24 protein-coding genes and 1 pseudogene are annotated in these 26,100 nt (G+C 73.2%); 19 read left to right on the top strand and 6 right to left on the bottom strand.

Annotation, left to right across the window (positions count from 1 at the left end; translation table 11 throughout):
• Positions 1 to 176 precede the first annotated feature (176 nt).
• The 5 genes from mgtA to ACLJQZ_RS04480 all read left to right on the top strand — a co-directional run bounded on the left by mgtA (position 177) and on the right by ACLJQZ_RS04480 (position 7,308).
• Positions 177 to 2,834: a magnesium-translocating P-type ATPase gene (mgtA, locus tag ACLJQZ_RS04500; RefSeq protein WP_410618747.1), complete on the top strand. Its 2,658-nt coding sequence runs from the start codon at positions 177 to 179 to the stop codon at positions 2,832 to 2,834.
• A 47-nt stretch (positions 2,835 to 2,881) separates the two neighbouring features.
• The gene (locus ACLJQZ_RS04495) at positions 2,882 to 3,064 is read left to right on the top strand and encodes a hypothetical protein (RefSeq protein WP_410618746.1); all 183 of its coding nucleotides are present in this window, start codon (positions 2,882 to 2,884) and stop codon (positions 3,062 to 3,064) included.
• Positions 3,061 to 4,185: an acetate/propionate family kinase gene (locus tag ACLJQZ_RS04490; protein WP_410618744.1), complete on the top strand. Its 1,125-nt coding sequence runs from the start codon at positions 3,061 to 3,063 to the stop codon at positions 4,183 to 4,185. Before ACLJQZ_RS04495 ends, ACLJQZ_RS04490 begins: the two co-directional genes overlap by 4 nt.
• 64 nt (positions 4,186 to 4,249) lie before the next feature.
• Positions 4,250 to 4,855: an HPP family protein gene (locus tag ACLJQZ_RS04485; protein WP_410618743.1), complete on the top strand. Its 606-nt coding sequence runs from the start codon at positions 4,250 to 4,252 to the stop codon at positions 4,853 to 4,855.
• A 35-nt stretch (positions 4,856 to 4,890) separates the two neighbouring features.
• Positions 4,891 to 7,308 carry a phosphoketolase gene (locus ACLJQZ_RS04480; protein ID WP_410618742.1) on the top strand — a complete coding sequence of 806 codons (2,418 nt, stop codon included), beginning with the start codon at positions 4,891 to 4,893 and terminating at the stop codon, positions 7,306 to 7,308.
• On the opposite strand, the gene ACLJQZ_RS04475 is transcribed toward ACLJQZ_RS04480, so the two are convergent.
• The 3 genes from ACLJQZ_RS04475 to ACLJQZ_RS04465 all read right to left on the bottom strand — a co-directional run bounded on the left by ACLJQZ_RS04475 (position 7,305) and on the right by ACLJQZ_RS04465 (position 11,769).
• Positions 7,305 to 7,661: an STAS domain-containing protein gene (locus ACLJQZ_RS04475; protein ID WP_410618741.1), complete on the bottom strand. Its 357-nt coding sequence runs from the start codon at positions 7,659 to 7,661 to the stop codon at positions 7,305 to 7,307. The two genes, ACLJQZ_RS04480 and ACLJQZ_RS04475, sit on opposite strands and share 4 nt — an antisense overlap.
• A 126-nt stretch (positions 7,662 to 7,787) precedes the next feature.
• Complete coding sequence (locus tag ACLJQZ_RS04470; RefSeq protein WP_410618740.1) at positions 7,788 to 9,623, bottom strand: SpoIIE family protein phosphatase; 1,836 nt, start codon at positions 9,621 to 9,623, stop codon at positions 7,788 to 7,790.
• Positions 9,624 to 9,711: 88 nt separating this feature from the next.
• Complete coding sequence (locus ACLJQZ_RS04465) at positions 9,712 to 11,769, bottom strand: glycosyltransferase family 4 protein (RefSeq protein ID WP_410618739.1); 2,058 nt, start codon at positions 11,767 to 11,769, stop codon at positions 9,712 to 9,714.
• 56 nt (positions 11,770 to 11,825) lie between these two features.
• Between ACLJQZ_RS04465 and ACLJQZ_RS04460 the strand changes: the two genes are divergently transcribed.
• The 3 genes from ACLJQZ_RS04460 (at position 11,826) to ACLJQZ_RS04450 (ending at position 15,207) form a co-directional block, all read left to right on the top strand.
• A complete protein-coding gene (locus ACLJQZ_RS04460; RefSeq protein WP_410618738.1) occupies positions 11,826 to 13,205 on the top strand; it encodes a glycosyltransferase in 1,380 nt (459 codons plus the stop codon).
• Between the two features lie 214 nt (positions 13,206 to 13,419).
• A complete protein-coding gene (locus tag ACLJQZ_RS04455) occupies positions 13,420 to 14,292 on the top strand; it encodes an oxygenase MpaB family protein (protein ID WP_410618737.1) in 873 nt (290 codons plus the stop codon).
• A 63-nt stretch (positions 14,293 to 14,355) separates the two neighbouring features.
• On the top strand, positions 14,356 to 15,207 hold the full coding sequence (locus ACLJQZ_RS04450) for a MerR family transcriptional regulator (protein WP_410618736.1): 852 nt from the start codon (positions 14,356 to 14,358) through the stop codon (positions 15,205 to 15,207).
• Positions 15,208 to 15,234: 27 nt separating this feature from the next.
• Here ACLJQZ_RS04450 and ACLJQZ_RS04445 read toward each other — a convergent pair whose 3' ends face one another.
• Positions 15,235 to 16,824 (bottom strand): cytochrome b, encoded by a 1,590-nt coding sequence (locus ACLJQZ_RS04445; RefSeq protein WP_410618735.1) that lies wholly within the window; start codon positions 16,822 to 16,824, stop codon positions 15,235 to 15,237.
• Between the two features lie 158 nt (positions 16,825 to 16,982).
• Here ACLJQZ_RS04445 and ACLJQZ_RS04440 point away from each other — a divergent pair, with 158 nt between their 5' ends.
• The 6 genes from ACLJQZ_RS04440 to ACLJQZ_RS04415 all read left to right on the top strand — a co-directional run bounded on the left by ACLJQZ_RS04440 (position 16,983) and on the right by ACLJQZ_RS04415 (position 21,356).
• A complete protein-coding gene (locus ACLJQZ_RS04440; RefSeq protein ID WP_410618734.1) occupies positions 16,983 to 17,510 on the top strand; it encodes a hypothetical protein in 528 nt (175 codons plus the stop codon).
• Between the two features lie 102 nt (positions 17,511 to 17,612).
• A complete protein-coding gene (locus ACLJQZ_RS04435; RefSeq protein ID WP_410618733.1) occupies positions 17,613 to 18,971 on the top strand; it encodes a TIGR01777 family oxidoreductase in 1,359 nt (452 codons plus the stop codon).
• The gene (locus ACLJQZ_RS04430) at positions 18,968 to 19,444 is read left to right on the top strand and encodes a TspO/MBR family protein (protein WP_410618732.1); all 477 of its coding nucleotides are present in this window, start codon (positions 18,968 to 18,970) and stop codon (positions 19,442 to 19,444) included. Before ACLJQZ_RS04435 ends, ACLJQZ_RS04430 begins: the two co-directional genes overlap by 4 nt.
• A gap of 5 nt (positions 19,445 to 19,449) precedes the next feature.
• Positions 19,450 to 19,989, top strand: a complete 540-nt coding sequence (locus ACLJQZ_RS04425; RefSeq protein WP_410618731.1) for a 2'-5' RNA ligase family protein — start codon at positions 19,450 to 19,452, stop codon at positions 19,987 to 19,989.
• Between the two features lie 120 nt (positions 19,990 to 20,109).
• Complete coding sequence (locus tag ACLJQZ_RS04420) at positions 20,110 to 20,550, top strand: SRPBCC family protein (protein ID WP_410618730.1); 441 nt, start codon at positions 20,110 to 20,112, stop codon at positions 20,548 to 20,550.
• Positions 20,547 to 21,356: a DUF1295 domain-containing protein gene (locus ACLJQZ_RS04415; RefSeq protein WP_410618729.1), complete on the top strand. Its 810-nt coding sequence runs from the start codon at positions 20,547 to 20,549 to the stop codon at positions 21,354 to 21,356. The genes ACLJQZ_RS04420 and ACLJQZ_RS04415 overlap by 4 nt, the downstream gene beginning before the upstream one ends.
• Before the next feature lie 3 nt (positions 21,357 to 21,359).
• Here ACLJQZ_RS04415 and ACLJQZ_RS04410 read toward each other — a convergent pair whose 3' ends face one another.
• A complete protein-coding gene (locus ACLJQZ_RS04410; RefSeq protein WP_410618728.1) occupies positions 21,360 to 22,310 on the bottom strand; it encodes an NADP-dependent oxidoreductase in 951 nt (316 codons plus the stop codon).
• A 132-nt stretch (positions 22,311 to 22,442) separates the two neighbouring features.
• Here ACLJQZ_RS04410 and ACLJQZ_RS04405 point away from each other — a divergent pair, with 132 nt between their 5' ends.
• Both ACLJQZ_RS04405 and ACLJQZ_RS04400 read left to right on the top strand, forming a co-directional pair.
• The gene (locus ACLJQZ_RS04405) at positions 22,443 to 23,315 is read left to right on the top strand and encodes a helix-turn-helix transcriptional regulator (RefSeq protein ID WP_410618727.1); all 873 of its coding nucleotides are present in this window, start codon (positions 22,443 to 22,445) and stop codon (positions 23,313 to 23,315) included.
• Positions 23,316 to 23,412: 97 nt separating this feature from the next.
• Positions 23,413 to 23,649 carry a hypothetical protein gene (locus tag ACLJQZ_RS04400; protein ID WP_410618726.1) on the top strand — a complete coding sequence of 79 codons (237 nt, stop codon included), beginning with the start codon at positions 23,413 to 23,415 and terminating at the stop codon, positions 23,647 to 23,649.
• A gap of 54 nt (positions 23,650 to 23,703) precedes the next feature.
• Here ACLJQZ_RS04400 and ACLJQZ_RS04395 read toward each other — a convergent pair whose 3' ends face one another.
• Positions 23,704 to 24,321 carry a TetR family transcriptional regulator C-terminal domain-containing protein gene (locus tag ACLJQZ_RS04395; RefSeq protein ID WP_410618725.1) on the bottom strand — a complete coding sequence of 206 codons (618 nt, stop codon included), beginning with the start codon at positions 24,319 to 24,321 and terminating at the stop codon, positions 23,704 to 23,706.
• Positions 24,322 to 24,399: 78 nt separating this feature from the next.
• Here ACLJQZ_RS04395 and ACLJQZ_RS04390 point away from each other — a divergent pair, with 78 nt between their 5' ends.
• The 3 genes and pseudogenes from ACLJQZ_RS04390 to ACLJQZ_RS04380 all read left to right on the top strand — a co-directional run bounded on the left by ACLJQZ_RS04390 (position 24,400) and on the right by ACLJQZ_RS04380 (position 26,095).
• Positions 24,400 to 24,768, top strand: coding sequence for a DUF1330 domain-containing protein (locus ACLJQZ_RS04390; protein WP_410618724.1), 369 nt, complete (start codon positions 24,400 to 24,402; stop codon positions 24,766 to 24,768).
• Positions 24,768 to 25,519: pseudogene (locus ACLJQZ_RS04385) on the top strand (alpha/beta fold hydrolase). Before ACLJQZ_RS04390 ends, ACLJQZ_RS04385 begins: the two are co-directional and overlap by 1 nt.
• A gap of 276 nt (positions 25,520 to 25,795) precedes the next feature.
• Entirely contained in the window at positions 25,796 to 26,095 is a 300-nt protein-coding gene (locus ACLJQZ_RS04380) for an EthD family reductase (RefSeq protein WP_410618723.1), read from the top strand.
• Positions 26,096 to 26,100 lie beyond the last annotated feature (5 nt).

The following is a 26,100-nucleotide window of genomic DNA, read 5'->3' as shown; positions in this document are numbered from 1 at the left end:
GCATACACTGACCGTGGTTCCGCGGTCGCGACCTCCCGTCATCGACCGGCGGACACTTCCAGTGCCTCGGACCCCGGCGCCGTTCTTCACCGATCCCGCATCCCGCTCGCGAACGCCGAGGCACCCATGTCCCTTCGCACCACCAGCACCCTGCCGCCGCACCGGGCGCGCGGCGGATGACCGCCGAGGCGCCCGCACGGCCGGCCGCGCCGGCCATCGACGTCGCCCACGCCGCGGCCTTGGCCGGTGAAGCGGTCCTGGACGCGCTCGGTGTCACGATCGACGGGCTGACCGCCGGCGAGGTCGCCGAGCGGTCGGCACGGTACGGGCCGAACGCGGTGTCGTCGCACCGGGCACGGCTGGTCCCGGTGCTGTGGCACCAGCTGCGCTCGCCGTTGCTGGCCCTGCTGATGGTCGCCGCCGTCGCCTCGTACTTCGTCGGCGAGCGCAGTGACGCGGTGATCATCGGGGTGATCGTCGCGGTTTCGGTCGGGCTGGGGTTCGTGAACGAGTACCGCGCGGAAAAGGCCGCGGAAGCCCTGCACGCGCAGATCCGGCACGAGACCGTGGCGATCCGCGACGGCCACCCCGTGCCGGTCGACGTCACCGCGCTGGTGCCCGGGGACGTCGTCGAGCTGAAGCTCGGCGACGTCGTCCCGGCCGACGTCCGGCTGCTGTCGGTCACCGGTCTGGAATGCGACGAGTCGGTGCTGACGGGGGAGTCACTGCCCCTGGACAAGAGCACGGCGGCCGTGGCCGCGGGCACCGCGCTGGCCGAACTGTCCGGGTGCGCGCTGATGGGCACCGTCGTGCACGCCGGCAGCGCCACCGGCGTCGTGGTCTCGACCGGCGCCCGCACCGGCTTCGGCGCGATCGCCGCCGGGCTGAGCACCCACCAGCTCGACACCGAGTTCCAGGTCGGGCTGCGGAAGTTCTCGATGCTGCTGGTGTACGTCGCGGGCGCGCTGACGACGTCGATCTTCGCGGTCAACGTGGTGCTGCACAAGCCGATCCTCGACGCGCTGCTGTTCTCGCTCGCCATCGCGGTCGGCATCACCCCGCAGCTGCTGCCCGCGGTCGTGTCGACCAGTCTCGCGGCCGGGTCCCGGCGGATGAGCCGGCGGAAGGTGCTCGTCAAACGGCTGGTGTGCATCGAGGACCTGGGCAACGTCGACGTGCTGTTCACCGACAAGACCGGCACCCTCACCCTCGGCCGCGTCGACTACATGCGGGCCGTCCCGGCGGCCGGCGGCGATCCCGGCGAAGTACTGCGCTGGGGCCTGCTCTGCACCGAGAACACCGCCGCCGTCGGCGGCAACCCGCTGGACCAGGCGCTGTGGGCGTCGCCGGGCTCGGCGGCGCAACGAGCCGCGCTGGCCGGCTACACCACGCCGGCGGTGCTGCCCTTCGACCACGAGCGGCGGATGGTCTCCGTCGTCGTCCGCGACCCGGCGGGCCACACCGTCCTGGTCACCAAGGGCGCTCCGGAGACCGTGCTGGACCGCTGCGCCGCCGTCCCGCCCGAAGCGCGCCGCGCCCTGGACGCCGAGTTCGCCGCGGGCAACCGGGTCGTCGCCGTGGCCACGCGGCCGTTCCCCGGCGGGCAGCCGCCGACGCCCGCGGACGAACGAGGCCTGGCGCTGCTCGGGTTCCTGGTGTTCCTCGACCCGCCCAAGCACGACGCCGCGCGGTCCCTGCGGCGGCTGGGTGAGCTCGGCATCGCGGTCAAGGTCGTGACCGGCGACAACCCCGCGGTCGCCGCGAAGGTCTGCCACGACCTGGGCCTCGGCGACGGCGCCGCGCTGACCGGGGCCGACCTCGACGACCTCGACGACACCGGGCTCGCCGCCGCGATCACCCGCACCACGGTCTTCGCCAGGGTGAACCCGGAGCACAAGGCCCGCATCGTGCGCGTCCAGCGGCTCAGCGGCGGCGGGGTGGCGTTCCTCGGCGACGGCGTCAACGACGCGCTCGCCCTGCACGCGGCCGACGTCGGCATCTCGGTGGACTCCGCCACCGACGTCGCCAAGGACGCCGCCGACGTGATCCTGCTGGAGAAGGACCTCGACGTGCTCGCCGACGGCGTCACCGAAGGGCGGCGGATCTTCGCCAACACCATCAAGTACGTGCTGATGGGCACCTCCAGCAACTTCGGCAACATGTTCTCCGCCGCGGGCGCGTCGCTGTTCCTGACGTTCCTGCCGATGCTGCCGTCGCAGATCCTGCTCAACAACCTGCTCTACGACACCAGCCAGCTCGCCATCCCCACCGACACCGTCGACGAGGAGCAGCTCCGCCGGCCGTCCCATTGGGACATCGGGTTCATCCGCCGGTTCATGATCTTCTTCGGCCCGCTCAGCTCCGTGTTCGACTTCGTCACCTTCGGCGTCATGCTGTGGGTGTTCCACTCCGGCCCGGACCAGTTCCGCTCGGGCTGGTTCGTCGAGTCCCTGGCCACCCAGACGCTGGTGATCTTCGCGATCCGCACCCGGCGGATCCCGTTCTTCCGCAGCCATCCCAGCCTGCCCCTGACGCTGGGGGCCCTCGGCGTCGTCACCGTCGGCGCGCTGCTGCCGGCCACGCCGCTGGCCGGCACGCTCGGGTTCTCGCCGCTGCCCGGCGGGTTCTTCGCGGCGCTGGCCGGGATGGTGCTGGGGTACCTCGTGCTGATCGAAGCGGGCAAGCGCGTCTTCTACCGGGCCGTGCGGACGACGACCGCCACGCCACCGCCCGCCAGTCCCCGGCGGCACCTGCGCCGCCGGGCCGGCTACTTCAGCACCGCGGAGCCGGTCGCCCGCGGCCGGACCGGAGCGGGGCGCGTAGGGTCTGGGTGAGTGCCCCGGACCCCGGTATGACGACCAGCCGACCGAGGGGACGCGCCATGGCACCCGTTGATCTCACGGGGATCGCCGAGCCGCACCGGAGCACGGTGGCCGCCATCGTCGATCTCGTCCGGCAGGGCCTGTTCACCGACGCGCAGGCGCTCCTGATGATCGGCCGGATCCGCTACGTCGCCGATGAACTCGCCCTCCCGTTCCCGCGGACGCGGGAGGAAGCGCCGTGACGACGCGGGTCCTGACGGTGAATCCCGGCTCGTCGAGCGTCAAGCTGTCGGTCGTCGACGACGGCCGGGAGGTCGGCCGGGTCACGGTCGGCACCGCGGCCGCCGCCGAGGCCCGGCAGCCCCTGGCGGACCTGGTGGCCCGCCGGCCCCCGATCGACGCGGCGGGCGTGCGGTTCGTGCACGGCGGTCCGAGCACCGACCCGGTGCGGCTGGATGACGCGGAGACCGCGCGGCTGACCGCGTTGACCCCGCTGGCGCCGTTGCACCAGCCGTTGTCGCTGGAACTGGCCGCGGTGGTCACCGAGATCGTCACCGGGCCCGTTTACGCGTGCTTCGACACCGCTTTCCACGCCCTGCTGCCGGAACCCGCGGCGCAGTACGCGCTGCCGAGGAGCTGGGTTCGCGAACACGGTCTGCGGCGTTACGGCTTCCACGGCCTCTCCTGCGCGTATGCCGTGCGCCGGGCCGCCGAGCTGCTCGACCGGGAACCCGCCGGGCTGCGGCTGGTCTGCTGCCACATCGGTTCCGGCGTCTCCGTGACGGCCGTCCGCGACGGCCACAGCGTCGACACGTCGATGGGCTTCACCCCGCTCGAAGGCGCGGTCATGGCGACCCGCTCCGGCAGCGTCGACCCGGGCCTGCTCTTGTACCTGCTGCGCTCCGGCGTCACCGACGCGGCCGGCCTGAACGACGTGCTGGAGCGCGGCAGCGGCCTGGCCGGGATGACCGGCACCGGCGGCGACGTGCGGGACGTGCTGGCCGCGCGCGAGAACGGCGACCCGGACGCCCGCGCCGCGATCGCGGTGTACCTGCACCGGCTGCGCCGGGAGATCGGCGCGATGGTGGCGTCGCTCGACCGCCTGGACGCGCTGGTGTTCACCGGCGGCGTCGCGGAACACCAGCCGGCGCTGCTGGCCGAGCTGTGCGGGGAGCTGGGCGTCTTCGGGGTGCGGGTCGACCCCGGGCGGCTGGCCGGCGACGGCGACCGGCTGGTCGGCGACGCCTACGCACCCGCGCGGGTGCTGGTCGTGACCGCGCGCGAGGACCTGGAGATCGCCCGGCAGACCACCCTCGCGCTGGCCGCCCGGACCGCGGGAGCCGGAGGTCCTCGCGATCGGTGACGAACGGCCGCAGCGCACCCGGCGGGTGCGCGCCTAGCGTCAGGACCGACGAAAGAGGACTTCGATGCAGGCACGAGACATCATGAGCAGCCCCGTCGTCACGGTGACCCCGGACATGACGGTGAAGTACGCCGCGAACCTGTTGTCCGCGCACGGTTTCACCGCGCTCCCGGTCCTCGACGACGATGGCGGGCTCATCGGCGTGGTGACCGAGGCGGACCTCGTGCGGGACCGGTTCCCGCGCGACGCCCGGTACCGCGCCGGCCCGGACGAGCGCCCGGCCGCCCCGCCGTCCGGGACCGTGGGCGGGGTGATGACCACCCCGGCCGTCGGGATGGGCGCGGGCACCGACGTGGTCGACCTGGTGCGGGTGCTGCTCGACGACCGGATCCGGAGCATGCCGATCGTCGACGGCGCCCACGTCGTCGGCGTCGTCACCCGGCGCGACCTCGTCCGGGCGCTCGCCCGCGACGACACGGTCATCTCGGCGGACGTCCGCCACCAGCTCTCGATCTACGGCGGCCCGCGACGCTGGACCGTCGAAGTGCACGACGGTGCGGTCGAGGTCGTGGACGCGTTCGACGACGAAACCGATCGGCACGTCGCGACCGTGCTGGCCCAGGCGGTGCCGGGGGTCACCGCGGTCCGCGTCACCGGCACGACCGGCTGAGAGCCGGCCCGATCCGCCTCCGGAAGGCCACGGCGATGCAGCAGACCACGACCCTGACCGGCACCACGACCACGACCTCGCCCTACGACGAGCACGACCGGGCCCTGGACCTGAGGTGGTGGGCCGCGGCGAACTACCTGACCGTCGCCCAGATCTACCTGCAGGACAACCCGTTGCTGCGGGTGCCGCTCTCGGCGGCGGACATCAAGCCGCGGCTGCTCGGGCACTGGGGCACCAGCCCCGGGCTGTCCATGATCTACACCCTGCTCAACCGGCTCATCCGCGACACCGGCACCGACTGCGTCTACATCGCCGGCCCGGGCCACGGCGGGCCGGCCCTGCTCGCGAACGCCTACCTCGAAGGCACCTACGGCGAGGTCTACCCCGGCGTCTCGGCCGACGTCGCCGGGCTGACCCGGCTGGTGCGGCAGTTCTCCACCCCGGGCGGCGTGCCGAGCCACGTCGGCGTCCAGACGCCCGGCAGCATCCACGAAGGCGGCGAGCTCGGGTACTCCCTCGCCCACGCCGCGGGGGCCGCGTTCGACCACCCGGACCTCCTCGTCGCCTGCGTGATCGGGGACGGCGAAGCGGAAACCGGGCCCCTGGCGGCGTCCTGGAAGCTCCCCGCGTTCCTCAACGCCCGCCGCGACGGCGCCGTGCTGCCGATCCTGCACCTCAACGGCTACAAGATCGCCGGCCCGACCGTGCTCGGCCGGGCGGACGACACCGACGTCCTCGGGCTGCTCACCGCGCAGGGCTGGGACCCGGTCCTCGTGTCCGGTGACGAGCCCGCCGCGGTGTTCACCGAACTGCACGCCGCCCTCGCCGCCGCCCACGACCGGATCCGGGACAACCAGCGGCCGGCGCGCGCCGGCGCGCCCGAGCCGTTCCACCCCGTCCGCTGGCCGGCGATCGTCCTGCGCACGCCGAAGGGCTGGACCGGCCCGGACGTCGTCGACGGCGTCGCGATCGAAGGCACTTTCCGGTCGCACCAGGTGCCGCTGACGGGGGTCCGCGAGAACGCCGGGCACCTGCGGCTGCTGGAGCGGTGGCTGCGGTCCTACGCCCCGGAAAGCCTGTTCGACGCCGGCGGCCGGCTCGTCCCGGAGCTGGCCGCGCTCGCCCCGATCGGGGACAAGCGGATGTCCGCCGGCCCGTACGCCAACGGCGGCCGGCTGCTGACGCGGCTCGACATCCCCGCCCTGGAGCCCTACGCGGTTTCCGTGCCGGCGCCCGGCGTCGTGCACCACGGCAACACCCGCCCGTTCGGCGAGCTGCTGCGCGACGTCTACCGCGGCAGCACCCGGGAGTCCGACGGCGGCGGCACGTTCCGGCTGTTCTGCCCGGACGAGACGGCCAGCAACCGGCTCGCCGCTGTCTTCGAGGCCACCGACCGCTGCCTGCAGGCGCCGATCGTCACCACCGACGACCACATCTCACCCGAGGGCCGCGTCATGGAGGTGCTTTCGGAGCACCTGTGCCAGGGCTGGCTGGAGGGCTACCTGCTTTCGGGCCGGCACGGGCTGTTCGCGACCTACGAAGCGTTCGCGATGGTGTCGGCGTCGATGCTGGTGCAGCACGCCAAGTGGCTGCAGCACGCCGCGGACCTGCCGTGGCGACGCTCGGTCGCGTCGCTCAACGTGCTGCTGACCTCGACCTGCTGGCGCAACGACAACAACGGGTTCTCGCACCAGGGACCGGGCCTGATCGACATCGCCATCCCGCTCGCGCCCGGCGTCGTGCGCGTCTGGTTCCCGCCGGACGCCAACACCACGCTGTCGATCGCGGACCACTGCCTGCGCAGCCGTGATCACGTCAACCTGATCGTCGCCGACAAACAGGAACACCTGCAGTACCTGGAAATCGAGGACGCGGCCGCGCACTGCGCCGCCGGAGCGTCCACCTGGGACTGGGCGGGCACCGAGACATCCGACGGCGAACCCGACGTCGTGCTCGCCGCCGCCGGTGACGTGCCGACACTGGAGCTCTTGGCCGCCGCCCGGCTGCTCCGCGACTACGTCCCCTACCTGCGGGTGCGGGTGGTCAACGTGGTCGACCTGATGGGTCTGCTCCCGCCGGGGGATCACCCGCACGGCTTCAGCGAGCGCAAGTTCCAGCGGCTGTTCACCGCCACCGCCAACGTCGTGTTCGCCTTCCACGGCTATCCCCGCGCCGTGCACCAGCTGCTGCACGGCCGCCCCGACCCCGGCCGCTTCCACGTCCGCGGGTACACCGAACAGGGCAGCACCACGACGCCGTTCGACATGGTCGTGCTCAACCGGATGAGCCGCTACCACCTCGTCCTCGAGGCACTGCGCAGGTCGCGCCGGGTGCCCGAAGGCGGGGCGGCGCTGGCCGAGCACTGCCACACCATGCTCGCCCGCCACCACGGCTACATCCGGGAGCACCTGGAGGACATGCCGGAGATCCGGGACTGGACCTGGGCCGGCTAGCCGGCGACGGCGGTCTCGACGTCGGCGTAGGTGGTGAACTGGGCGTCGAGGCCGGTCACCTCGAGCACCCGGGTGACCGTCCGGGCGGTGGCGATCAGTGCGATCGTGACGCCGGTGTGCGCGGCTCGGCTGCGGTGATCGGCGAGCAGTTCCAGGCCGACGGACGCGAAGAAGGTGACCGCGCGCAGATCGATCACGAGCCTCTTGCCCGCCTCGGCGGCGGCTTTCTCGTGTGCCCGCTCGGCGATGGTGCGGGCTTCGGGTGCGGTCGCCAGGTCGAGTTCGCCGGTGAAGGCGAGCACGACGGCTCCGTCGAGCAAGGTGATCGAGCCGAGAAATGCCGGGGCGGTCACGGACGGACCTCGTTCCAGGCCGGGGAGGCGATGACCGGCGGTGCGCGGTCCGCGAGACGGGCGGGATGGCGATCTCCCCGGCAAGGGCGTGTCACCACATGACTCGACGGTACTGCGCGCGGCCGGTCACCGCCGATCGGTGGCGGGGAGGTGCGCGGCGAGCACGACGACGTCGTCGTCGTGCGGGGTCCCCTGCCCCAGCATGCGGCGGATGGTGTCGTCGACGAACCGGGCCGGGTCGGTGGGATCCAGTGCGGCGACGGTGTCCCGCAGGCGGCGGATGCCGATGTCCAGGTCGCTTCCGCGGCGTTCGACCAGGCCGTCGGTGTAGAGCACGACGGTGTCTCCCGGCCCCAGCCGCACCCGGCGATCGGTGAGCGGGGCTTCGCGCAGCTCGGGGTAGCCGAACATCAGGTCCACGCCGGTCAGGACCGTGGTGGAGCCGTCGGGGTGACGCACGATCGGCGGGAGGTGCCCGGCGCTGGCCCAGCGCATCAGCCAGCGGCCGCCGGCTTCGGGGTGCAGGTGGGCCTGCAGCACGGTGCCGGTCGCACGGACCCCGGTGGCGACGCAGGCCTGCTCGATCGCGGCGAGAACGGCCGAGGGCGCCCCGGTGGGACGCTCCCAGGTCGCCTGCCGGCCCATGCTGCGGACCTGGCCCATCAGCGTGGCGGCGTGGATGTCGTGGCCGGTGATGTCGCCGACGGCCAGCGCGACGGCGTCGCGGTCGGCGCCGTCGACGGCGTTGAGGTCGATGGCGTCGTACCAGTCGCCGCCGACCTGCTCCAGCCGGCCGGCGGGCAGGTAGCGGGCGGCCAGCCGCACGCCGTCGAGCTCCGGTAGCCGGGTCAGCATCGCTTCCTGCAGCTCGCGCGCGACGGTGACGCGGTCTTCCACGAAGCGGGCGCGTTCCAGGGTGTGCCCGACGTAACCGGCCAGGGTGGTGATCACGGCCTGCTCGAGGACGTCGACGTCGTGCGGGGTGTCCCACCCGAACAGCAGGACGCCGGCGATGCCGTCCGGTCCGGGCAGCGGGACGCAGGTGATCGCGTGCAGGCCCAGTTCGGCGTAGCGGCGTTGCGCCGTCTCGGGGAACGCGGCGGCGATGGCTTCGGGGTCGGGGTAGAGCTGCAGGTTCCCTTCGCGGGCGGTGAGCGCGATCGGGGTGTCGTCCTCGACGTGGGAGAACGTGTCGCCGGATTCGGGGCCGAGCGCTTGCAGGGGGTCGTCGATGCGGCGCAGGTCACCGTCGCTCTCGGTGAGGGTGAGCCCGACGTAGGCCGGTTTCAGGTCGCCGGAGACCAGGTCGGTGACGATCTCGCGCAGTTGCGAGATGTCGTCGGCGTGGGCGAGGGCCTGTGACGCGGTCAGCAGCAGCTGGGAGCGGGTGAACGCCACGCGCAGCATGGCTTCGGCGGTGTCGGTGCGGGCGCGTTCCTGGTGGGCGTCCCGGGTGGCGATGCGCAGCCGCAGCTCGAGGGAGCAGCTGTGGGCGAGGTCGGCCAGCACGGCCAGCTCGTCCTCGCGCCACCGGCGGGGCCGGTGGTCGATGACGCACAGGCTGCCCAGGACGCGGCCGGCGGCGTCGGTGACCGGGAGCCCGGCGTAGGCGCCGATGCCGATGTCGGTGATCACCGGGTTGTCCCGCGACCGCGGGTCGAGGGCGCCGTCTTCGATGATCAGCGGAGCACCGGTCACCACCTCGTGCCGGCACAGCGACGCCGAGAGCGGCGTGCGGCGGGTGTGCGCCCACGGCTCGCCGAGTCCCGCCAGCCCCGGGAAGACCTGCTCCCGGTCCGTGACCAGGGAGACCAGCGCCACGGGGGTGCCGACGCGCTGCCGCGCGCGTTCGGCCAGCGCGTCGAGCGCCGCGTCGGATTCGTTGCCCAGCCCGGTTTCGGCCAGCGCGGCCAGCCGGCCGGGATCGGCCAGCGGCGCGTGGACGTCGTCGTCTTCGGTCATCGCAGCAGCACCTGCACCGTCGATTTCCTCGCTCGTGGGGCAGTGACGAGGACCAAATACCCAACCGAGGTCCCGGCCACGCAGGTCTTCACCGTCTCGGGACGATGTGCCGCGGCGCGGCGACGCTGTGCTGGTAGACGTCGGCGAAGCGCCCGGCGACCCGGTCGATGCCGAACCGCCGGGCCACGGTCGCGCGACCGGCGGCCGCGGCGGCCCGCGCCCGGACGGGATCACCGGCGGCGGCGCGCACGAACGCGGTCAGCCCGTCGGCGAACCGGCTCAGCGTCGCGGTGTCGGCCAGCATCCCGTTATGGCCGTGCTCGACGTAGTGGCCGAGCCCGCCGCGACGGGGACCGAGCACCAGGAGACCCGCGTCCATCGCTTCGAGCACGGCGATGCCGAACTCCTCCTTGCGGCTCGGGCACACGTAGAGGTGTGGTGTCGGTGCCGGGAGCCACCGGGTGACGCCGTGCTCGATCAGGCGGACGTCCTCGTTGCTCATCGCGGGCAGCACCGCCAGCCGGCCGGCCGCTTCGGGGTGCTCGGCGCACACGGCCAGGATCCGGTCGAGGACGTGGGCTTCCTCCGCGGTCGGGGCGGCCGGGTCACCGCCGACGAGCACGAGCGCGGTCTGCCGGTGCAGGCCGCGCGTGAGCCAGGCCTCGACCAGCAGGTCCTGTTGCTTGACCGGGTGCAGCCGGCCCACGGACAGGATGATCGGCAGGCCGCGGGCGGCGTCGCCCAGGCGCGGCCGGCCGGGGGACGGGGCGAACAGGGACTCGGCGAGGCGCTGCTGGCGGGCTTCGGCCGTGGGCACACGGGGCAGCAGGGTGATCCCTTCGGCGACGGACTCCGGTTCGTGCCCCCGCAGCCGCGGGAAGTACCCGGCGAGCTCGCCGCCGGGACGGCCGGGCAACCCCAGCAGGGTGTCCGCGGTCGCGACCAGCCGGTCCGCGGTGTACATCCGGTGCAGGTCGAACCGGGCGGCGACGGGATCGGCGGGGCCGGCGGCGGCGTGCCGCTCGGCGAGCGAGCGGTGCGGGTCGGCGGTGAGGGTGAACACGGTGCGGGCGCCGAGAGCGCGGGCGGCCTGGGCGATCGCGGCGGATCCGTCGTCGGAGTACCGCACGTGGACGACGTCCGGCGTGCAGCCCGACAGCCACAGCAGCTGCCGGGCCAGGAACGTGATCGCCGGGCGGTGCCGGGACAGGTCGATCTGGGCCGGTGCGCCCGGCGCGTCCACCGGGAGCCGCAGCACCACGTGTCCGGTCCCGTCGGGCTCGGCCAGCGCGGGCCGCTCGGCCAGCCGGTCCCGGCCCAGCAGGGTCAGGGTCACCACCCGGGCGATTCCGGGCCGGCGGGGGAGGGCGTGCCCGAGGTGGCGCAGCAGGACCGTCAGCCCGCCGCTGGCCCCGGCGCCCGGGTGGTCGAACGAGCCCAGCAGCATCGACTGGGCCACGGTCAGCCCCGGCCGGTCCGGCGGCGGGACCGTCCACAAAGGAGAGTCAGTGGGGACGTCGGCCAGCCGGGCCGAGCAGATCGAGGCCAGCACGCCGTCGTAGGGATCGTCGGTTCGTTCGCGGATCGACGCGATGGCTTCGGCTGCCGCCGGGTCGCCGGCGCACTGGGACAAGTAGCGCATCGCCGCGTGCCGGTAACCGCGGTCACCGTCGACTCCGGCGACCACTTCGGGCACCGGGAAACAGCGGAGCGCGTGGCGTTCGGCGAGGTCCAGCAGCAGGATCCGGCGACGCGGTGATGCGCCGGCCGCCGCCGCGCGGAGCGCCGCCGCGGCGGCCGCCGGGCCGTGTTCGACGACAGCGTCACCGAAGACGTCCATGGCGACCGCCGTCACGAGGGAGTCGATCAGCTCGTCGCCGGTTTCCGGCGTGGCCGCGAGGACTTCGGCGGGTTCCGGGGCGACCTGTGCGCGCGCGAGTGCGCGCAGGGCGGCCGATGCGGAGTCCGGGTCGTGCCGCGCCGGAGCGACACCGGCGTACTCGATCAGCGCCGGGCCGGCGAACGACGGGTGGAGGGCGCGGCGGACGTCGTCGATCCGGTCCCGGGACGCCCCGGGGCCGAGCGCGCGCAGCCGGGCCACCGCGTCGGTGGGGTACGTGGTGGTCGTGGTCGCCGAAATCGTCACAGCTGGGCTCCCGTGCTCAGGCCGTAGGGTCGGTGGTGACGGAGAAGGAGGTGCGGATGAACGCATCCACGAGACCGCGGATCGCGGTGGTGAGCCCGCCGTTCGCGTCGCACGCGCGTCCACTCGCGACGGTCGGCGCCGCGCTCGCGGCCGAGGGCGCCGACGTGACCTTCGCGTGCGCGCCGGCGTTCGCGGGCCTCGCCGAGGAACACGGGCTGCCCTTCGGCGTGCTCGCCTTCGGGGACAACGCCAACACCGGCATCGCCGAGCGCACCCAGCAGGAAGCTGCCGGAGCGGCCCGGCTGGCCGAGTTCCTCGACGCGACGCGGGCGGGCGCGATCCCGGCGCTGCTCGCCCAGGCTCGGCACCGGCGGGCCGACATGCTGCCCGACCCCGCCGCGGTGCTGGCTTCGGTGCGGGAGTTCGACGACCGGGTCCGGCCGGACTGGTACCTCGTCGACCAGCTGGCCTACGCCGTCACCCTGGCGATCTACGGTCTGGGCCGCCGCTGGGCGGCCTACTGCCCCGGCCACCCCGGCTACGTCCTGGAAGGCCCCGGGCGCTTCTTCGGGCTGCCGCCGTACTGGCCGGACGCGATCCGTCCCGACGCCGGGGAGCTGGCTCGCCTCCGCGTCGAAGCCGAGGCCAACGACCGGCTGTTCACCGAGCTGTTCACGGCGTTCCTGGCCGAGCACGCCCCGTCCCGGCCGGCGCCGCCCAGCGCGTTCGGCCTGACGTCCCCGGAGGCGGTGCTGTTCAACTACCCCGAGCTGCCGTGGCTGCCCGACCTGCCGCGGGGACCGGAGCTGCGGTTCGCCGGGCACTGCAGTGACGTCGGGAAGACGCTGCTGACCGACGACTGGGTGCGGCGGATCGACCGGTCGACCGACGGTGGGCGGCGCCGGCTCGTCCTGGTTTCCTTCGGCACCTTCCTGTCGGCCCGCGACGACGTGCTCCGCACCGTCGTGACCGGCTTGCTCCGGATCCCCGACGTCGCGGTCCTGGTGGCGGCCGGAGACCGCGTCGCGCCGGTGCGGGCGGCGTTCGCCGGGCACGACCGGGTCGAGGTCGAAGACCAGGTGCCCCAGCGGGCGCTGCTGCCCCGGGTCGCCGCCGTGGTGCACCACGGCGGCAACAACACCTTCACCGAGTGCCTCGCGGCGGGCGTACCGGCGCTCGCGTTGCCGTTTTCCAGCGACCAGTTCGCCGTCGCCCACGACCTGGAGCGGATCCCGGCCGGTCGGGTGCTCGACCCGCACGGCCTGACCCCGCACGCGGTCACCGGCGCCATGACCGACGTACTCGCGACGGCTCATCGAACCCGGGCGGCGGCGCAGCGGCTGCTCGCCGGGCGTGGCCCGCGCGAGGCGGCTCGAAGCTTGCTCTCGGCCATGAGTCACCTTCCGGCCGTCGATCCAAGGACGATGCAAATCTAGGTGGAAGATCCGGCGGTCGCCCGCGCCCGGGCGGCGGTGATCCACTGCGGAGTCCCCGTCGGAACGGCCTGACGGCCGAGTTTCGGCAGGTAGGCTGAGTGAGGACAGGTCGCTCGGGCGATGCGGGAGAGCCGGCAGTGAGTCGAATCTGCATCGCAGTTGCATCGAAGCGATGGCTCGGCCGGACGGTTCGGCAGGACGGAGACCAGGGCCCATGACGATGTCGCGGACCAGCGTGGCGCAGGTGCGGGGGCGGGCTCGCGACGCGCTCTTCGCGCGGGTGGCCGGCCCGGACGGGCCACGCAACCGGGACCGGATCCACCACGCGCCCGGACCGCGCTGGTTCGCTCCGGACAGCGCGATCCGCCAGGTGCACGGCGACACGGCGATGTTCGTCGGCGGGTTGCGCGCGCTGCTGCTGCAGTCGCTGCACCCGTCGGCGATGGCCGCGGTGGCCGCCCATTCGGGGTACCGGGGCGACCCGTGGGGCCGGCTCCAGCGCACCAGCACGTTCCTCGCCGTGACGACGTTCGGCACCACCGAAGACGCCGGCCGAGCCGTCGCGGTCGTGCGGGGCGTGCACCGGCGCGTGCGTGGCACCACCGAGGACGGGCAGCCCTACCGGGCCGACGACCCGCACCTGCTGAAGTGGGTGCACATCGCGGAAACGGACAGCTTCCTGCGCGCCCACCAGCGTTACGGCGCACATCCGCTCGACGAGGCCGGATGCGACCGCTACGTCGCGGAGACCGCGCTGGTCGCCGAGAAGCTCGGCGTGCTCGAGCCACCACGGACGCGGGCCGAGCTCGACCAGGCGCTGGCCGCGTACCGGCCGGAGCTGCGGGGCAGCGCGGACGCGCGCCGAGCGGCTCGGTTCCTGCTCGTCACCCCGCCGATTCCCTGGCCCGCCCGGGTTCCGTACGCCGTGCTCGCGGCTTCCGCGGTCGGGATGCTGCCGGTGTGGACCCGGGCCCGGCTGCGCCTGCCGTACCTGCCGGTGGCGGAGGCCACGGTCATCCGGCTGGCGGCCGCCGGCTTGGTCAAGGCGGTGCGCTGGGCCATGACCGCGCCGGAGCCCGGCACCTGAGCCTCTTCGTCCGGCGATGCAGCCGCGATGCAACGTATGCTGTGGCGAACACGAGGAGACGGCGTGACCGATACGTCCGAAGCACGTTCGCTCGGCTCGAGCGAGGTGGCCCGGACGCTCGGGGTGTCCCAGGTGACCCTGCGGACGTGGGAGAAGCGCTACGGGATCGGCGCCGCGCAGCGGGAGGACAACAACCGCCGGCGGTACACCCCGGAGGACGTCGAGCGGCTGCGCCGGATGCGGGCGCTGCAGGCGCAGGGGACCAGCGCGCGTGACGCGGCCCGGCTCGTGCTGTCGCGCTCGGCCGCCGAGACGACCGTCCGGCGCCGCCGGGAGCGGCTCGCCGAAGCCGCGGAGTCCTTCGACCTGCCCACGATCGGCGGGCTGGTCGACGACGCCTTCACCAGCCTGGGCGTGGCCAAGACGTGGACCGAGGTCGTCGCGCCGGTGCTGCGCGTCATCGGTGAACGCTGGGCCGAGCACGACGACCGCCACGCGATGGTCGCCGAATGGGCGCTGGCCACCACGGCCTCGGCGGCGATCGACCGGTACGCGGCCCCGGCGGCCGCACTGCCGGGCTCGGCGCCCGTGCTGTTCGTCTGCGGCCCGACCGAGCGGCACGAGCTGCCGGTCAAGATGCTCAGCGCGGCGTTGAGCGACGACGGCGCCGCGGCCGCGTTCCTGAGCGGGCCGGTTTCGGTCGACGTCCTGCGGGCGATGTCCACCCGGTTCGCGCCGCGCGACGTCGTGGTGTGGTCGATGACCGCGCAGTCGGCCGACGTCCGGTTCCTGCGCGTCTTGAGTGCCGAAGGCGTGCCGGTGCGCCCGGCGGGCCCGGGTTGGCACGGGCTGCCGACGGTGGGCGAGCCGCTCCCGCCGTCGTTCACGGAGGCGCTGGGCGTCTTCGGCAGCTGAACGGCCGGCCGGCCGTTCAGCTCGCGATCACCGGCGTCCTCGCTGCAGAGCGCGGGTTTCGTCGTCGGGGTCCGGGCGCAGCAGGGAACCCGGTACGGCGTGGCCGGCGGTGCCCAGCTTGTTCATCTTCTTCGGCACCGGCGCGCCCTGGTACTCGAGCGGCACCGCGTGGCCGTGGCGGTCGACGCCGCCGAGTGGCTGGTGGACTTCGATGAACTCACCGTGCGGCAGCCGCTTGATGATGCCCGTCTCGACGCCGTGCTCCAGCACCTCGCGGTCGGCCCGCTGCAGGCCGACGCACAACCGGTAGGCCGCGAAGTAGGCCAAGGGGGGTCCCACGAGCAGGCCGATCCGCCCGGCCCAGGTCAGGGCGTTCAGCGAGACGTCGAACTCGAACGCGAGGATGTCGTTGAAGCTCGACAGCGTGAGCACGAGGAAGAACGTGATGGCCATCGCGCCGATGGAGGTGCGGACCGGGACGTCACGCGGTCGCTGCAGCAGGTTGTGGTGCGCGTGGTCGCCGGTGAGCCTCCGTTCGATGAACGGGTAGCTCAGCAGGACCGTCACCAGCACGCCGATGCCGATGGCGCCGGCGAAGAAGACCGGCGGCACGGTGTGGTCACCGAGGTAGAGCTCCCAGGCCGGCCAGACGCGCAGGAGACCGTCGGCCCAGCCCATGTACCAGTCCGGCTGGGACCCGGCGGAGACCTGGGAAGGGTTGTAGGGCCCGAAGTTCCACACCGGGTTGATCTGGAGCAGGCCGGACATCAAGGCCAGCACACCCAGCACGATCACGAAGAACGCGCCGCCCTTGAGGGCGAAGTACGGCATGATCCGGACACCGACGACGTTGGTCTCCTTGCGGCGCACCCCCGGGAACTGTGTGTGCTTCTGATACCAGACGAGCGCCAGGTGGGCCCCGACCAGCGCCAGCATGATCCCCGGGAGCAGCAGGATGTGCAGCGTGTACAGGCGCGGGATGATCTGGTCGCCGGGGAACTCCCCGCCGAACAGCGCCCAGTGGATCCAGGTGCCGATCACCGGCACCGACAACACGATCCCCGACAGCGTCGCCCGGATGCCGGTACCGGAGAGCAGGTCATCCGGCAGCGAGTACCCGAAGAAGCCTTCGAAGCAGCCCAGGACCAGCAGCAGCCCGCCGATCACCCAGTTGGCTTCACGCGGCTTGCGGAACGCGCCGGTGAAGAACACCCGCAGCATGTGCACGGCCATCGACGCGACGAAGATCAGCGCGGCCCAGTGGTGCAGCTGCCGCATGAAGAGGCCGCCGCGGACGTCGAACGAGAGGTCCAGCGTCGTGCGGAACGCCTGCGACATCTCCAGGCCCTGCATGTTCGTGAAACTGCCGTGGTAGACGACCTCCTGCATCGAGGGGTCGAAGAACAACGTCAGGTACACACCGGTGAGCAGCAGGATGATGAAGCTGTAGAGCGCGATCTCGCCCAGCAGGAACGACCAGTGGGTCGGGAACACCTTGTTCATCTGGTGCCGCAGGCCCTTGGCCAGGCGGTAGCGCTGATCGGCGTTGTCCGCGGCGTCGCCTACCGCCCGCTCGATCGCGCTCGGCCCCTTGGTCGGTGTGGTGAGTGAACTCATCGGCGACCCTCCTCCGGCGGTTGCCCGCTCGGCGATCGTCACACCGCCGCCTCGCCGGCGCAACGAAGAGCGGGCCCGTGCATCGAAGTTGGAGCGTGTACGGCGCGTCCTCGCCGGATCGCGCTGCGGGCGTGGCCGCCGTCGGTCACGATGGGGAAATGGGGCGTTGGACGGCCGGGAAGCGGCTGCGGCAGGTGATGGTGTTCGTGCACGTCGCGGTGTCCGTCGGCTGGCTGGGGGCGGGCGCGGCCAACGTCGTGCTCGCGATGACCGCCGGGTACACCGGTGAGCCCGGCGTCCGCGAGGTCGCCTACCGGCTGATCGAGCGCATCGACGACTTCGTGGTCATCCCGGCGGCCTTCACCACCCTGGTCGGCGGGATCGTGCTGGGGGCGTTGACGAAGTGGGGACTGACCCGGTTCTGGTGGGTGCTGGTGAAGCTGGTGCTGACCGTCGCCGTGATCGGCTACAGCACGTTCGGCCTCGGGGTGTGGGTCGAGCAGAGCATCGCCGCGGCCGCCGCGGGCGTCGAGAGCCCAGTGGCGGGCCCGCTCGCCTACGGCGCGGCGCTCAACATCGTCGCCTTCCTGGCCATGACGTGGCTGTCGGTCGCCAAGCCCTGGGGCCGCACCCCGTGGTCACGGCCGCCGGTGGTGGCGCGGCGACCACGCTTGTCCCAAGTCTGAACCCGGTTTGCATCGCATCTGCATCGGGTTCGGGGTGCGACGGCCCGGTGCGCGACTTAGGCTCGGGTGTCCGGATCGTAGTTGCGTCGTGGAGGTGATCGCGTGACCTTCGAGTACTCCACCGTGGTGGCCGCCCCGCTCGACGAAGTGTTCGCATGGCACGGCCTGCCCGGGGCGATCGTGCGGCTGACGCCGCCGTGGCAGCCCGTCAAGGTCGGTGCCGAAGCCGCTTCCCTGCGCGACGGCCGTGCGCGGCTGAACCTGCCCGCCGGCCTGCGCTGGGTCGCGGCCCACGACCCGGACGGCTACCGGCCGCCGCACCAGTTCGTCGACCGGCTGGACACGCCGGTGCTGTCGAACCTGTTGTCCTGGCGCCACACCCACCGCTTTACCGCCGACAGTCCTGATCGGACGGTCGTCACCGACCTCGTCGAAACGCCGTTGCCCGACGCGCTGCTCCGGTCGATGTTCGCCTACCGCCACCGTCAGCTCGCCGCCGACCTCGCCGCCCAGCACCGGTACTGGCACGAACCGCTGACCGTGGCCGTCACCGGCGCGAGCGGACTGGTCGGGACCGCGCTGACGGCGCTGCTGACCACCGGCGGTCACCGGGTGATCCGGCTGGTGCGCCGGCCCGCGCGCACCCGGGACGAGCGCACGTGGGATCCGGCCGCGCCGGCCACCGGCCTGCTGGCCGGCGTCGACGCGGTCGTCCACCTGGCCGGTACGTCCGTCGCCGGGCGGTTCGACGACGGGCACCTGAAAGCCGTGCGGGACAGCCGGATCGGCCCGACCAGGGCGCTGGCCGGGCTGGCGGCCCGGACCCCGGACGGCCCCGGGGTGTTCGTGTCGGCCTCGGCCGTCGGCTACTACGGCCCCGACCGCGGCGACGACGTCCTCACCGAAGACAGCAAACCGGGCGAGGGCGCCCTGGCCGACATCGTCACCGAGTGGGAGGCGGCCACCGCACCCGCCGCGGCGGCCGGGATCCGGGTGGTGCAGGTCCGCACCGGCCTGGCGCTGAGCCCGCGCGGCGGCCTGCTGCGGCTGCAGTACCCGCTGTTCGCCGCCGGGCTCGGCGGGCCGCTCGGCGCGGGCCGCCAGTGGACGCCGTGGATCGGCCTCGACGACCTGACCGACGTCTACCTGCGCGCGCTGACCGACCGCGGCCTCGACGGGCCGGTCAACGCCGTGAGCCCCGAGCCGGTGCGCAACGTCGAGTACACCCGGGTCCTGGCCAAGGTCCTCAAGCGCCCGGCGCTGCTGAAGGTGCCTCGCTTCGGACCGCGGCTGCTGCTCGGCCGGGACGGTGCCCGCGAGCTGGCCTTCGCCGATCAGCGCGTGCAACCGGAACGGCTGCTCGCGGCCGGGCACGTCTTCCGGCACGCCCGGCTCGGCGACGCGCTGGCGCACCTGCTCGGAACGGCCGCCGCTCCGTCGAACGTGGGAGAACCGGTATGACCACCGTGCACCGTTCCGCCCCGGCGCCGGTCGCCTTGGCCGGGTTCCTCGCCGCGGTGGCCGTCGTCGCCGTGGTCGGTGGCCTGGCCGCGTCGTCCTCGCGTGCGGTGTACGCCGGGCTCGAGCAGCCGCCGTGGGCGCCGCCGTCCTGGCTGTTCGGTCCGGTGTGGACGGTCCTGTACATCCTGATCGCCGTGTCCGGCTGGTTGTACTGGCGCGCCGGCGGAACCCGCGCCGGCTTCACCTGGTACGCGGTCGGGTTGGTGCTCAACGCGGCGTGGACGCCGCTGTTCTTCGCCGCCGGCGCCTACACGCTCGCGCTGGTCGAGATCGTGCTCCTCGACGTCGCGGTGGCCGGTGCGGTCGCGGTGTTCTGGCGCCGCTCGCGGGTGGCCGCCGCGCTGCAGGTCCCTTATCTGGCTTGGACTTTGTTCGCGACGGCGCTCAACACCGCGATCGTCGTGCTGAACTGAACGGCGTGCCGGCAGCCGAGCCGCCGCTGGTGGTCACGCTCGCCGTCGACCGGGAATCCCAGCGCGCGTGGGACGAGCTGCGCCGGACGTGGTTCCCGGCCGAGCGGCTGAAGGTGGGCGCGCACGTCACGCTCTTCCACGCGCTGCCAGGCGAGCACGCGGACGCCGTCATCGCCGACTGCGCAGAGATCGCGGTGCGGTACCCGCGGTTCTCCTTCTCGGTGGACGGGGTCTACTCCCTCGGCGGTGGCGTCGCCATCGCCTTGTCCGCCGCCGCATTGACGTCCCTGCACGGGGAACTGCGGACCCGGTGGCGATCGTGGTTGACCGCGCAGGACGCGCAGCCGCTGAAGCCGCACGTCACCGTCCAGAACAAAGTCGGCCGCGAAACGGCGAGGGCGACCATCGAGGCGCTCCGCCCGGACTTCGGGCCCGAGACGGGTTCGGCGACCGGGCTCGCGGTGTGGCGGTACCTGGGCGGGCCGTGGCAGCCGGTCACCTCCGTGGACTTCGTGACGCCCGCTGTGCGGCAGGCGGGGGAGTGACCACATGAGGCGTGTCACCCGGGCGGGTTGTTTGGTCGTCGCCCGTGCCGGGGTAGCCGGTGGACCCGTCCCGGCGCGGAACTCAAGACCGTCGTCGAAGCCGATCGAAAGGGTGGATCCATGACCACTGTCTCCCGCACGTTCATCGTCGAGGCGGCTCCCGGCGTCGTCGTCCCCTACCTGGCCGACTTCGGCCACGCCGAAGAGTGGGATCCCGGCACCGAGCGCTGCACCCGCGACGACAGCGGCCCGGTCAAGGTCGGCTCGTCGTGGCACAACACCTCGAAGATCGCCGGCATCAGCACCGAGCTGACCTACACCCTCGAGCAGCTCGCCGGCGACCGCGTCGTGCTGGTCGGGCGCAACGACACCGCGACGTCCACCGAGACCATCGACGTCAAGCCCAGCGGCGCCGGCTCCGAGATCACCTACACCAACGAACTGCAGTTCAACGGCCTGGCCAAGGTCGCGGCCCCGCTGGGCAAGGTGGTCTTCGAAAAGCTGGGCAACGACACCGAGAAACAGCTGACCGACGTGCTCAACGGCCTGGCGCGGCGATGAGAACTCGCACGCTGGACACCGCGAACCTGAGGCGGGTGGCCGGGCTGTCGGCCGCCGTCGTGACGGCGGCGCAGGCCGCGACCGCTGTCCTCGCGCTGCGCAAGGGCCGACGCGACTACGCCGACGCCGTCTGGGGTCCCGGTCTGGCGGCCGTGGCGGTCACGAGCGCGCTGGCCGGACGCGGTGACGCCCGGCGGCGCTGGGCGCTCGCGGCGCTCACCGTCGCGTGGGCGGCCCGGCTCGAACGCCAGATGCTGAGCCGCCTGCGCGGCAGTGACGAGGAGGATCCGCGCTACACCGAGTTCCTGGAGGGCGCTTCGACGCCGGCGGTCGTCGGCAAGGTGTTCCTCACCCAGGGGCTGAGCCAGCTGCTGGTGTCGGCTCCGGTGCAGCTGGCCGCCGCCAGCGCCCTCCCGCGCGGCAAGCGTCGGTGGCTGGCCCCGGCGGGGCTGGCCGTCATGGTCGGCGGGGCCGTGGTGGAGGCGCTGGCCGACCACCAGAAAACGGCGTACTCCCAGCGGGACGAGGACGAGCGGCCGGAGGTGCTCGACACCGGTCTGTGGGGCTGGTCGCGGCATCCGAACTACCTCGGCGACTCGCTGGTGTGGGACGGCGCGTGGCTGACGGCGGCCGCGTCGTCGCCCGGCCTGTGGACGTTGCCCGCGCCGGCGTTGATGAGCTACCTGCTGATGTTCGCCACGGGCGCCAAGCGCACCGAGAAACGCATGCAGGACCGCCCCGGCTACCGCGATTACCAGAAGCGGGTGGCGTTCTTCTTCCCGCGGCCACCGTCCGGACGAGACTGAGCTTCAGCGGGTGACGGCGAGCACGTGCTTTCCCATGACGCCGCCGTGTTCGAAGGCCTTGTGCGCGGCGGCGATGTCCGCCAGCGGGTACACCCCTTGCACGACCGGGCGCAGGGCGCCGGACGTGACGTAGCCGGCCAGCTCGGCCAGCACGGCCGAGCCGGGGTTGGCGCTGAACGTGCGGATGCGCCGGGCGCCGTGGATGGCCGACGCGGCGATCGCCGCCAAGGCGGGGGCGGACAGGGCGATCGTGACCATCCGGCCGCCCTTGGCCAGCCGGCCGCGGTAGCAGTTCAGCTCCGAGCCGACGGTGTCGACGATGACGTCGAACGGCCCGATCCGGTCCGACGTCGTGGTGCCGTAGTCGAGAACCTCGTCGGCGCCCAGGTCGTGCAGGAGTGCGGCGTGGCGGTCGCGGGCCAGCGCGGTGACGTGGCCGCCCATCGCGTGGGCCAGCTGCACCGCGGCGGTGCCGACGCCGCCGGCGGCGCCGCGGATCAGGACCCGCTCGCCGTCTTCGAGCCGGACGCTGTCGCGCAGCGCGGTCAGTGCGGTGCTGCCCGCGACGACCAGGGACGCCGCCTCGACCGCCGGGACAGCCGCGGGGGCGGGGGCGATGCGCTCGGCGGGGACGACGACGTACTCGGCCGCGGCGGCGACGGTGTGGCGTTGCCGGGGGTGGACCATGCCCCAGACCCGGTCGCCGGCGCGGTGGCCCTCGACGCCGGGTCCGGTCGTGACGACGACCCCGGCGAAGTCCAGGCCGACGCCGATCGGGAACTTGCGGCCCGACACCATCCGCAGGCCACCGGCGCGGACGATCGTGTCGTGCCCGTTCACGCTGGACGCCTCGACCGCCACCAGGACCTCGCCCGCGCCGGGGGAGGGGCGGTCGGTCTCGGTGACCCGCAGAACGTCCGGGGTTCCGAAGCTCGTGATCTGTGCGGCCTTCATGGCGTGGTTTCCTCCCGTGGTCGGCTGGTACGACACCGATCCTGGGGCGTAGTCACGGCGGCACGGTCGTTCGCGTTGTCCTGGGTCCGGCGGACCCACCTTCGCGGGTCGCGCCGCGGGCATACTGGGCCGGTGACCGATGACCCCCGCCGCGCGCTGGCCGAGTTCCTGCGGACCCGGCGGACCCGGGTGCGGCCGCAGGACGTCGGCCTGGAGCCGGGTCCGCGGCGGCGTGTCGCCGGACTGCGCCGTGAGGAGCTGGCCCTGCTGGCCGGGGTGAGCTCGGACTACTACCAGCGCATGGAGCAGGGGCGTGACGTGCGGCCCTCCGGCCAGGTCCTCGACGCCATCGCCCGGGCCCTGGACTTCTCGGCCGAGGAGACCCGGCACCTGCACAGTCTCGCCGCGGCCGCCCGCACCCCGGCCCGGCCGCCCCGCCGGTACCCGCCGGAGGAGGTGCCGCCGACCACGTTGCGGCTGCTGCGCGCGACGACGTCGCCCGCCCTGGTCGTCGGGCGGTTCCTGGACGTGCTGGCCTGGAATCCGCTGGCCGGTGCGGTGCTGGGCGCGTTCACCGAGGTGCCGCGGGCCGAGCGGAACCTGCTGGCGCTGTTGCTGCACCCGGAGGCCGACCAGGCGTGCCCGGAGCGCGCGGCCACCGTCGCCGAGCTGACCGGGATGCTGCGGGCCCAGGTCGCCGCCGAGCCGGGTCACCCGCGTGCGGTCGAACTGGTGGGTGCGCTGGCGGTGCGCAGTGCGGAGTTCGCGACGCTGTGGGCCCGGCACGACGTCGAGGACACGACACGCGGCCGGATGCGCGTCGACCACCCGCTGGTCGGGGAGCTGAACCTGGACTGGGACGCGTATCCGATGCCGGGTGCGCCGGGGCCGGTGCTGATCGTCTGCACCGCGGAGCCGGGCGGCCCGGACGACGAGCGGCTCCAGCTGCTGGCCGGCCTGCTCGACGCGCCCCAAGCCACGGAGACGTCCACCCGGCCGTCGTGACCCGGCAATCCGGGTGGGGTCCCGCGCCGAATGCTTGAAGATCGTGGACACACGCGGTGGGTACGCTCGCACCCGAGCCCGGAAGGGAAGTGGGCCGATGGGGCCGGCCGGCGACCCCATGCCGTTCGAGGCCGCGGGGGTGCTCACCCTCCGCGCCGCACCCGAGCTGGCCGGTACCGAAGAGGCGGAACAGGCCTTCGCGCCGGCGCTGGCCGTGCCGCCCGGCACCCCGGTCGTGGTCGACCTTTCGGCGGTGACCTTCCTGACCCTGAAGCCGTGGTGCCGCTGCTGGCTCTCGTGGAACGGTGTGCCGCGGAAGGCCAGGCCCCGCTGATCGTGGCTTCGGCCTACGTGCGGAAGAAATGGGCGTTGCCGGGCCTGGATCCGGTCATTCTGCTGCAGCCGGCCGGCTGAGGGCCCGGCGCCAGAACCCGGTGACGCCGCGGCGCAGCTGTTCGGTGTCGACGCTGTGCGGATCGAGCAGCCGTTGCAGCGCGATCCCGCGGAGCTGCCCGACGACGGCTACCGCGACCTCGGCGGAACCGGCTGTGGGGTCGATGGTGCCGTCCGCGATGCCGGCCTCGACGTCGTCGCGCAGGTCGGCGCGGAAGGCGTCGTCCCGTTCGCGGAAGATCGGGGCCAGCTCCGGTTGTGTCGGGGCTTCCGCCCACAGCAGCAGGAAAGCCTGGTTGAACACGCCGATCGAGCTCAGCGCGCCCAGGTAGCCGTCGATCAGCCGCAGCAGGCGGTCGAGTCCGGGCGCTACGCCGTCGAGTCCGGGCACGAAGCCGGCTTGGGTGGCGCGGGCGAGCCGTTCGACCAGGGTCTGCTTGGCGCCGAAGTGGTGGGTGACGATGCCGCGGCTGTAGCCGGCGCGTTCCCCGACCCGGGCCAGGGTCAGCGAGCGCACTCCCTGCTCGACGACCAGTTCGGCGGCCGCGGCCAGGAGCGCGGCTTCCGCCTGGTCACGGCGTTCCTGCTGGGTGCGGCGCGTGGTCGTCGGCATGTCCGGAGCCTACCAAACTAACTTGCGTGTCGGGCAACAAGTATGTTTGGGTGAAGGCCTGAATCCGGGAGGTTCCTGATGATCGAAATCGACGACCGCGAACTCGACGCCCTGCTCGCCGACGACCCGGGCGGCCCGGTCGTGATGCTCAACCTGCTGCGGTTCCGGCCGGACGGCGGCCGCGAGAGCTACCAGCGCTACGCCGAGGCCCTCGGCCACACGATCAACGCCCGCTACGGCTTGAGCGTCGAGTACCTGGGCGACGGCGGGCGGGCGCTGGTCGCCGAGGACGGGCAGGCCTGGGACATGGTGGTGCTGGTCCGCTACCCGGACCGGCGGGCGTTCGCCGCCATGGTCCGCGACCCCGACTACCAGGCGGTCGCCCACCTGCGCAGTGAGGCACTGGTGGCGTCGGTCCTGCAGCCGACCAGCCCGGTCGCCGTCTGATGCCCGCGGTGTTCGTCCACGGCAACCCGGAGACGGCGGCGGTGTGGGAGCCGCTGCTGGCCGAGCTGGCGGCGGTCCGGTCGGACCTGGTGTGCCTGTCGCCGCCCGGCTTCGGGGCGCCGCTGCCGGCCGGGTTCGGTGCCACGCACGCGGAGTACCGGGACTGGCTGGTCGAGGAGCTGACGGCGTTCGGCGAGCCGGTGGACCTGGTCGGTCACGACGTCGGCGGCGGGCACGTGGTGAACGTGGTGCTGAGCCGCCCGGACCTGGTGCGCAGCTGGGTCAGCGACGTGCTCGGGAGCTACGACCCCGGCTACGAGTGGCACGAACTGGCCCGCCGCTGGCAGACCCCCGGCGTCGGCGAGGCCGACGTCGCGGCCCGGTTCGGCGGCACCGTCGAGGAACGCACGGAGACGTTGGTGGAGCGGGGGATGGGCCGCGCGGTCGCGGCCCGGGTGGCGGCAGGCCAGGGTGAGGCGATGGGCCGCGCGGTGCTGGCCCTGTACCGATCGGCCGCCCAGGCGGGCCCACCCGGCCTCGGTCTCGAGCTGGAGCGCGCGGCGGCTCGACCGGGCCTGGCCGTCCTGGCCACGGCGGACCACGTCGTCGGCACCGAGGAGCAACGCCGCCGGGCGGCCGCCCGCGCGGGAGCCCGGGTCGCGGTCCTCGACGGGCTGGGCCACTGGTGGATGACCGAGGACCGGCCCGAGGTGCCGCGGCGCTGACGGGTTTCTGGTCGACGATCCACTGAGCGTTCCGGCGCTCGTACTGAGTTGATCCGTGTTCAAAGGCCGCGAGGCTGGGTAATCGCGGTTCTGTGTCCCTTCCGTGCTTGGCGGGGATTCGGCGATGGCGTCGGTTCAGCAGCGAGCCGGCGCCATCGTCGTGCCACGGGAGACTCCGGGTGACGAGACACCACCTGCGTGAGCCGCTGGGTAACCGGCGGGCTCGGGGGCCGGTCCTCCGCTACTGTCCGGTCGCGGGTCCCGCTCGGTGGACCGCTCTCCCGTCGCCGAAAGGACTGCCCGTGCACCGGCTCACCGTCCTCTACCCGCCGCCCGCCGATCCCGCGCACTTCCGCGACCACTACACCCGCGTCCACCTGCCGCTGGCGGCGAAGCTTCCCGGCCTGGTCCGGATGCAGCACGCCTTCGACGTCGAGGGTCTGGGTGGGGCCAGCCCGTACTTCGCGGTCTTCCACGGCGACTTCGAGTCGGCCGAGGCGATGGCCGCCGCGCTGGGGTCCGACGAGGGCAAGGCGGTCTCCGCGGACGTCGCCAACTACGCGACCGGTGGCGCGCAGCTGGTGCACTACGAGCTGAGCTGAGCGCC

The organism is Amycolatopsis sp. cmx-8-4 (genome assembly GCF_046548675.1).
In the GTDB taxonomy this organism is placed as follows: Bacteria; Actinomycetota; Actinomycetes; order Mycobacteriales; family Pseudonocardiaceae; genus Amycolatopsis.
This window is presented reverse-complemented; position numbering and strand designations above follow the sequence as displayed.

What these genes read in the sequence shown, in the direction of transcription:
- ACLJQZ_RS04445 (WP_410618735.1), bottom strand. Translation starts at nt 16,824, where the DNA reads ATGAGTTCACTCACCACACCGACCAAGGGGCCGAGCGCGATCGAGCGG.
- ACLJQZ_RS04430 (WP_410618732.1), top strand. Translation starts at nt 18,968, where the DNA reads ATGACCACCGTGCACCGTTCCGCCCCGGCGCCGGTCGCCTTGGCCGGG.
- ACLJQZ_RS04415 (WP_410618729.1), top strand. Translation starts at nt 20,547, where the DNA reads ATGAGAACTCGCACGCTGGACACCGCGAACCTGAGGCGGGTGGCCGGG.
- ACLJQZ_RS04460 (WP_410618738.1), top strand. Translation starts at nt 11,826, where the DNA reads ATGAACGCATCCACGAGACCGCGGATCGCGGTGGTGAGCCCGCCGTTC.
- ACLJQZ_RS04420 (WP_410618730.1), top strand. Translation starts at nt 20,110, where the DNA reads ATGACCACTGTCTCCCGCACGTTCATCGTCGAGGCGGCTCCCGGCGTC.
- ACLJQZ_RS04470 (WP_410618740.1), bottom strand. Translation starts at nt 9,623, where the DNA reads ATGACCGAAGACGACGACGTCCACGCGCCGCTGGCCGATCCCGGCCGG.
- ACLJQZ_RS04400 (WP_410618726.1), top strand. Translation starts at nt 23,413, where the DNA reads ATGGGGCCGGCCGGCGACCCCATGCCGTTCGAGGCCGCGGGGGTGCTC.
- ACLJQZ_RS04440 (WP_410618734.1), top strand. Translation starts at nt 16,983, where the DNA reads ATGGGGCGTTGGACGGCCGGGAAGCGGCTGCGGCAGGTGATGGTGTTC.
- ACLJQZ_RS04390 (WP_410618724.1), top strand. Translation starts at nt 24,400, where the DNA reads ATGATCGAAATCGACGACCGCGAACTCGACGCCCTGCTCGCCGACGAC.
- mgtA (WP_410618747.1), top strand. Translation starts at nt 177, where the DNA reads ATGACCGCCGAGGCGCCCGCACGGCCGGCCGCGCCGGCCATCGACGTC.
- ACLJQZ_RS04455 (WP_410618737.1), top strand. Translation starts at nt 13,420, where the DNA reads ATGACGATGTCGCGGACCAGCGTGGCGCAGGTGCGGGGGCGGGCTCGC.
- ACLJQZ_RS04480 (WP_410618742.1), top strand. Translation starts at nt 4,891, where the DNA reads ATGCAGCAGACCACGACCCTGACCGGCACCACGACCACGACCTCGCCC.
- ACLJQZ_RS04395 (WP_410618725.1), bottom strand. Translation starts at nt 24,321, where the DNA reads ATGCCGACGACCACGCGCCGCACCCAGCAGGAACGCCGTGACCAGGCG.
- ACLJQZ_RS04485 (WP_410618743.1), top strand. Translation starts at nt 4,250, where the DNA reads ATGCAGGCACGAGACATCATGAGCAGCCCCGTCGTCACGGTGACCCCG.
- ACLJQZ_RS04410 (WP_410618728.1), bottom strand. Translation starts at nt 22,310, where the DNA reads ATGAAGGCCGCACAGATCACGAGCTTCGGAACCCCGGACGTTCTGCGG.
- ACLJQZ_RS04495 (WP_410618746.1), top strand. Translation starts at nt 2,882, where the DNA reads ATGGCACCCGTTGATCTCACGGGGATCGCCGAGCCGCACCGGAGCACG.